General features: G+C 68.8%; 6 protein-coding genes and 2 tRNA genes. 6 read left to right on the top strand and 2 right to left on the bottom strand.

All coding sequences use genetic code 11. The annotated features are described in order from the left end of the window. A partial coding sequence (locus DMH12_RS21010; protein WP_125493049.1) for an HD domain-containing protein occupies nucleotides 1-486 on the top strand: 486 nt, incomplete at its 5' end. A gap of 32 nt (nucleotides 487-518) precedes the next feature. On the opposite strand, the gene DMH12_RS21005 is transcribed toward DMH12_RS21010, so the two are convergent. After that, nucleotides 519-1,685: an acyltransferase family protein gene (locus DMH12_RS21005; RefSeq protein WP_125493048.1), complete on the bottom strand. Its 1,167-nt coding sequence runs from the start codon at nucleotides 1,683-1,685 to the stop codon at nucleotides 519-521. A 665-nt stretch (nucleotides 1,686-2,350) separates the two neighbouring features. On the opposite strand from DMH12_RS21005, the gene DMH12_RS21000 reads away from it, so the two are divergent. After that, nucleotides 2,351-2,545 (top strand): hypothetical protein, encoded by a 195-nt coding sequence (locus DMH12_RS21000; RefSeq protein WP_053130833.1) that lies wholly within the window; start codon nucleotides 2,351-2,353, stop codon nucleotides 2,543-2,545. A gap of 193 nt (nucleotides 2,546-2,738) precedes the next feature. Here DMH12_RS21000 and DMH12_RS20995 read toward each other — a convergent pair. Beyond that, a tRNA-Gly gene (locus tag DMH12_RS20995) sits at nucleotides 2,739-2,812 on the bottom strand. 163 nt (nucleotides 2,813-2,975) lie between these two features. On the opposite strand from DMH12_RS20995, the gene DMH12_RS20990 reads away from it, so the two are divergent. The 4 genes from DMH12_RS20990 (at nucleotide 2,976) to DMH12_RS20975 (ending at nucleotide 6,310) form a co-directional block, all read left to right on the top strand. Then, a tRNA-Pro gene (locus tag DMH12_RS20990) sits at nucleotides 2,976-3,052 on the top strand. A gap of 195 nt (nucleotides 3,053-3,247) precedes the next feature. Beyond that, nucleotides 3,248-4,642 carry a trigger factor gene (gene tig / locus DMH12_RS20985; RefSeq protein WP_125493047.1) on the top strand — a complete coding sequence of 465 codons (1,395 nt, stop codon included), beginning with the start codon at nucleotides 3,248-3,250 and terminating at the stop codon, nucleotides 4,640-4,642. 331 nt (nucleotides 4,643-4,973) lie between these two features. Beyond that, nucleotides 4,974-5,579, top strand: a complete 606-nt coding sequence (locus tag DMH12_RS20980) for an ATP-dependent Clp protease proteolytic subunit (RefSeq protein ID WP_064731751.1) — start codon at nucleotides 4,974-4,976, stop codon at nucleotides 5,577-5,579. 50 nt (nucleotides 5,580-5,629) lie between these two features. Next, a complete protein-coding gene (locus DMH12_RS20975; protein ID WP_122620117.1) occupies nucleotides 5,630-6,310 on the top strand; it encodes an ATP-dependent Clp protease proteolytic subunit in 681 nt (226 codons plus the stop codon). Nucleotides 6,311-6,401 lie beyond the last annotated feature (91 nt).

Below are 6,401 nucleotides of genomic sequence, written 5' to 3'. Positions count from 1 at the left end.
GCCCGCAGGTGTTCGGCGTACGGCCGGCCCGCCTCGCGGCTCACCCCGGCCGAGGTCGAGGCCACCGCACGGGCCGCCCACGCCGGACAGACCGACAAGGCGGGCCGGCCGTACGCCGAACACCTGCGGGCCGTCGCCGAGGGCGTGCGGCGGCGCGGCGGGGACGACGAGCAGATCGCGGCGGCCTGGCTGCACGACGCCGTCGAGGACGACGCGCTCTCCGAGCGATGGCTGCGCAGGGCCGCGCTGAGCCGCCGTACCAAGGACATCGTCCTCGCCCTCACCAGACGGCCGGGCGAGGTGCCCGAGGCGTACGCGGCACGGATCCTGGCCACGCCCGGCGCGGCCCTGGTCAAGGCGGCGGACCTGGCGCACAACGCCGACCCGGCGCGCCTCGCGGTCCTCGACGAGGCCACCCGCACGCGGCTGACCGAGAAGTACACGCGGATGCGCGCACTTCTCGGTCTGGCCGAACCGGGTGCCTGAGGCGCGGGCGGAACGGGCCGCGGGACCCCTCGTTACACGGAGACCTTCTCGCGAGGCTCGCTCACCGCACGCTTGTCGTCCTGCTTGCTCTTCTCACTCTTCTCACGGGCCCGGGCGGTGTCACCCGCGTCCCGCTTGAAGGCCCACTCCATCTTCGGCTCGACCACGAACCGCAGGGCTCGCTGGACGGGCCTGGTGCACAGCAGGGTGATGACGGAGGCGGCGAGGACGGTCAGTCCGACGGCGGCGAGCGGCTCGTCCCACACGGGCTTGTCGAACAGGCCCACGAAGAGGCCCTCCTTCACCAGGAAGCCGTGCAGCAGGTAGCCGTATATCGTGCCCGCGCCCAGTGCCGTGAACCACATGCGGCGCCCCGGCACCCAGGCGAAGAAGCACGCGGTCAGCACCAGCGAGCAGCCGAAGAGCGCGAGCGTCACGACGGGCCCGGACCACCAGGGGGCGCCCGTGGCCTGGACGGCGGCGTTGCGGTAGAACCAGCCGGTCTCCATGCGCGGCACCGACCACCAGGCGATGGCCACGGCCGCCGCGACGACCGGCACGGCCATGATCCGCACCGAACGGCGGCGCACCAGCTGGAAGTGCTCGGGGCGCAGCACGAGGCCCAGCACGAAGCACGGCAGGAACTGCAGCACGCGCTGCATGTTCAGGTCGTCGCCGATCGACGGTGTCACGGAGGCCAGCGCGGCGATGACCAGGGAGACGGGGAGCGGCCAACGCAGCGTCTGCCAGATGGGGGTGGTCAGCCTCCAGATGAACAGCGCGCACAGGAACCACAGCAGGTAGGTGGGGTCCAGCAGGCTGATGTCGTTGCCGGGGTCCTCGCTGACGCGGCGGTGCAGGGCGTACGCGACCTCGAACACGAGGTACGGCACGGCGACACCGGTGACCAGCCGCTTGACCCGCTTGGGGCTCAGGTCGAAACTGCGCGAGAAATAGCCGGAGATGACGATGAACGCCGGCATGTGGAACGTGTACAGGACCCGGTAGAGGGTCTCCACGGTCCGGTTCCCGTCCAGGATCTGTCCCCAGGCGTGACCGATGCCGACCAGCACGATCGCCAGGTACTTGGCGTTGTCGAAGAACGCGTCACGTTGGCGGCCCGGCTGGGGGCGCCGGGTCTGCTGGTCCGGAGGGGACGGTGTTTTCCGGTCACCGTGCGATCGCAGCGAGCCAGTCATGCAACCCCCCGCCGGAAACTCGGCGAGTCGTCACAGGACCTCGCTGCTCTGGTGGGGGACGGGGCAGCGTAGAACATCTGAGGCACCCTAGCGTTCTCCGTGTGATTCCGTAAAACCTCCGGCGTCATTCCTGTTAATCGACTCCAGGGGCATCTGTCAGCTACCCCGCATTTCGCGGATCGTGATCCCGCCGTTCGTGTGACGGCACCCACATAACCGGGTACGCCGTACACGGACTGGCACGTCGCAGCACCCTACTTGTCATGACTCGTCATGATTAAGGAGCCCATAAGGCCGGCGGGCGACTCCACTGGAATGTCCCCTTCAATGCCCTTACGGGGCCCGTGGGTGATCCTGTGATCTCCCTGTGATGCGCCCGATGCGGTGGCTGCCGCGACAATTCGAAATATCTGCGAACGTGATGTGTGTGTATGGAAACGAACCGCCTGGAATTCCCCTCACGGGTGACCTCTCGAATTCACATGCGGGGTGCGATCGTCGAGTGAGCCCGCCCGCGCGGGGCACCGGGTCACCCGGGAGCCGGCCGGACGATGTGTCACCCGCCGCATAGCGGGGCCCGGTTGGTGGCACGATGGTTCTGGCGGGGGTGTGCGATGCGGCACCTCCGGGCCGGGAGAGCGGACCGACCGAGGGTGTGATCAGTTGTGGCCATTTCGCTGTCAGTGGTGCTGCTGTTGGCAATCATCCTGGTGGTGCTGCTCCGGGGAGGCTCCATCAAGGCGGGGCCGGCGATCGTCGCCGTCCTCTTCGGCTTCTTCCTGGCCTCGACCGGCATGGCCGACGACATCCAGCGGTTCCTGAACTCGATAGCGGACACGATCAACTCGATCCAGTTCTAGGGGACCGCCTCCGGGCCCGACCTGGCGGGAGCAGGCCGGGGAGGGTCAGGAGGGCTGTTGTCGGGCGGCGGCGGGGACGCCGTACCGGCACGCCTTCACGGCTGCCGCGGGTGCTGCCGCGCCCGCTCGGGACCCCGGAAAGCGATCAGGGCCGGCCCGGAGGAATGATCCTCCGGGCCGGCCCTGAACCGTATGGAGCGGGCGACGGGAATCGAACCCGCGTAGCTAGTTTGGAAGACTAGGGCTCTACCATTGAGCTACGCCCGCACAGCACGCGCCGCAGGTCGGTGACCGCGGCACTGAAGGCATCGTAGCGGGTCGGTCCCCCTCACCGCACACCCCTTCCCGTCCGCGCCGGGCCGGACCGGACGCACCGGAAACTCTGCGGTGCCCGGCACCCGGCGGCATGTACCCTACGTCTCGCACCAGACGGGGTGTGGCGCAGCTTGGTAGCGCGTCCGCTTTGGGAGCGGAAGGCCGTGGGTTCAAATCCCGCCACCCCGACCACCTCGGCCGATCGCCCGAGGATCCCCCGCGCACGAGCGCCGGTGATCGCCTTTTGGGCCGTGTAGGCGCTGCCGTTACTATGCAAGCTGCACGCCCGTGTGTCTCAGCGTCTGAAGTCTCCGGGCGGCGAAATTTGCCGGATGCCGCTCTGGCTCCGGCAAAACCCAAGAAGTCAGCCACCAAGGAGACCGAACCGTGAAGAGCGCCGTGGAGACCCTGAACCCGACCCGGGTTCGGCTCACTGTCGAGGTGCCCTTCGAGGAGCTCAAGGACAGCCTCGACGCGGCGTACAAGAAGATCAACCAGCAGGTCACGGTGAAGGGCTTCCGCAAGGGCAAGATCCCGGCCCGGGTCATCGACCAGCGGTTCGGCCGCGGTGCGGTGCTGGAGGAGGCGGTCAACGACGCGCTTCCCAAGTTCTACACCGACGCGGTCAACGAGGCCGAGCTGAACCCGCTCGGCCAGCCCGAGGTCGACATCACGGAGCTGAAGGACGGCGAGACGCTGAACTTCACCGCCGAGGTCGACGTCCGCCCGACCGTCGAGATCCCGGACTACTCCGGCATCGAGGTCGAGGTCGACGCCGTGGACGTCTCCGACGACGACGTCGAGAAGTCGGTGGAGCAGCTGCGCGAGCGCTTCGCCTCCACCTCCCCGGTCGAGCGCGCCGCCGCCGAGGGCGACGTGGTCACCCTCGACCTGCGGGCCGAGGTCGACGGCGAGGTCCTGGAGGACGGCGTCGCCGACGGCGTCTCCTACACGATCGGCTCCGGCGAGCTGCTGGAAGGCATCGACGACGCCGTGACGGGCCTGGAGGCCGGTGGCGAGACCACCTTCACCTCCGAGCTCAAGGGCGGCTCGGGAGCCGGCAAGGAGGCCCGGGTGACCGTCAAGGTCAGCCAGGTCGCCGCGCGCGAGCTGCCCGAGCTGGACGACGACTTCGCGCAGCTCGCGTCGGAGTTCGACACGCTGGAGGAGCTGCGCGCCGACAGCCGCAAGCGCCTCGCCAACATGAAGCAGTACGACCAGGCCACGCAGGCCCAGGAGCGCGTGCTGGACAAGCTGCTCGAACTGGTCGAGGTCCCCGTCCCCGAGAAGCTCCTCGAGGACGAGGTCAACACCCGTAAGCACAACCTCGAGCACCACCAGCTCGGCCAGATGGGTCTCGACCTGGAGAAGTACCTGGAGCTCCAGGGCAAGACCGCCGAGGAGTTCGAGACCGAGACCCGTGAGGCCGCGGTCAAGGGCATCAAGACCCAGTTCGTCCTCGACGAGCTGGTCAAGCAGGAGAAGCTCAACGTCAGCCAGGAAGAGCTGACCGAGCACCTCATGCGCCGTGCCGCCTCCTCCGGCATGTCCCCCGACCAGTTCGCCCAGGCCGTCGTCGAGCAGGGCCAGGTCCCGCTCCTCGTCGGCGAGGTCGCCCGCGGCAAGGCCCTGGCCGCCGTGGTCGAGAAGGCCACGGTCAAGGACACCAACGGCGAGATCGTCGACCTGGACGACGAGGAGGACGAGACGGAGGCCGCCGAGGCCGCCGCCGAGCCCACCGAGTCGGGTGACGAGAAGGCCGAGGAGAAGACCGAGGGCTGATCCCCTCGCGCCGTCCCCGACGGATGTGAAACGGGCCCCGGACGTTCCGACGCCGGGGCCCGTTCGGCATAGGGCGGGAGAGCCCACCCAGGGGCGCGGGGAACTGCGCGACCAGCCACAGGCGGCCCGCACCCGGCGACGGATCCGCGCCGCCCCGGCGCTACGCCCCCGGCGAACACCGCGGGAACCGGGATGGCGCCGCAGTCCCACCGCGTTAGGGTCCATGAATACGAGGGCAGGGGAGTCCCCGAAAGCGGCTCCAGCCCCGCAGGGAAACGTGAGACGGCCCGGCGCCGTCGTAAGACGAGCAGGTGGATACGTGACGAATCTGATGCCCTCAGCCGCCGGCGAGCCCTCGATCGGTGGTGGCCTCGGCGACCAGGTCTACAACCGGCTGCTCGGCGAGCGGATCATCTTCCTCGGCCAGCCGGTCGACGACGACATTGCCAACAAGATCACCGCACAGCTGCTGCTCCTTGCCGCCGACCCGGACAAGGACATCTTCCTGTACATCAACAGCCCGGGCGGTTCGATCACGGCCGGTATGGCGATCTACGACACCATGCAGTTCATCAAGAACGACGTGGTGACGATCGCGATGGGCCTCGCGGCCTCCATGGGGCAGTTCCTGCTCAGCGCGGGCACCCCGGGCAAGCGCTTCGCGCTCCCGAACGCCGAGATCCTGATCCACCAGCCGTCCGCCGGCCTCGCCGGTTCGGCCTCGGACATCAAGATCCACGCCGAGCGGCTGCTGCACACCAAGAAGCGCATGGCCGAGCTGACCTCTCAGCACACCGGCCAGTCGGTCGAGCAGATCACCCGCGACTCGGACCGCGACCGCTGGTTCGACGCCTTCGAGGCCAAGGAGTACGGCCTCATCGACGACGTGATCCCCACCGCCGCCGGCATGCCGGGCGGCGGCGGCACGGGCGCCTGAGCCATTCCCCGCCCCGAGCCGACCGCCTCAGCCCCTTTACAGGAGACACTGTGAACGACTTCCCCGGCAGCGGCCTGTACGACCGCTCGCGTGCCGAGTACACCGGCCCGTCCGCCGAGTCCCGCTACGTGATCCCGCGCTTCGTCGAGCGCACCTCGCAGGGCGTGCGGGAGTACGACCCGTACGCGAAGCTCTTCGAGGAGCGCGTGATCTTCCTCGGCGTCCAGATCGACGACGCCTCCGCCAACGACGTCATGGCGCAGCTGCTGTGCCTGGAGTCGATGGACCCCGACCGGGACATCTCGGTCTACATCAACAGCCCCGGCGGCTCCTTCACGGCGCTCACGGCCATCTACGACACGATGCAGTACGTGAAGCCGGACATCCAGACGGTCTGCATGGGCCAGGCCGCCTCCGCCGCCGCCGTCCTGCTGGCCGCCGGCACCCCGGGCAAGCGCATGGCGCTCCCGAACGCCCGCGTGCTGATCCACCAGCCGTACAGCGAGACCGGCCGCGGTCAGGTCTCCGACCTGGAGATCGCCGCCAACGAGATCCTCCGGATGCGCTCGCAGCTGGAGGAGATGCTGGCCAAGCACTCCACCACCCCGGTCGAGAAGATCCGCGAGGACATCGAGCGCGACAAGATCCTCACGGCCGAGGACGCGCTGAGCTACGGCCTGATCGACCAGATCATCACCACCCGGAAGATGGACAACTCCTCTCTCCGCTAGGCGGGAGGCTGTATCGTCTGCCGCTCCTTGGCACGGTTTGACGCGGTTCACGTCAAAGCGAACCGTGCCAAGGGGGGCCCGGACGGGGGGC

Source organism: Streptomyces sp. WAC 04229, from assembly GCF_003947455.1.
Lineage (GTDB): Bacteria > Actinomycetota > Actinomycetes > Streptomycetales > Streptomycetaceae > Streptomyces.
The sequence above is the reverse complement of the archived record's forward strand: the minus strand, read 5'-3'. Positions and strand labels throughout refer to the sequence as shown.

Bases quoted from the DNA above. Each gene is read 5' to 3' on its own strand.
- DMH12_RS21005 (WP_125493048.1), bottom strand. From the start codon at position 1,685: ATGACTGGCTCGCTGCGATCGCACGGTGACCGGAAAACACCGTCCCCT.
- DMH12_RS20980 (WP_064731751.1), top strand. From the start codon at position 4,974: ATGCCCTCAGCCGCCGGCGAGCCCTCGATCGGTGGTGGCCTCGGCGAC.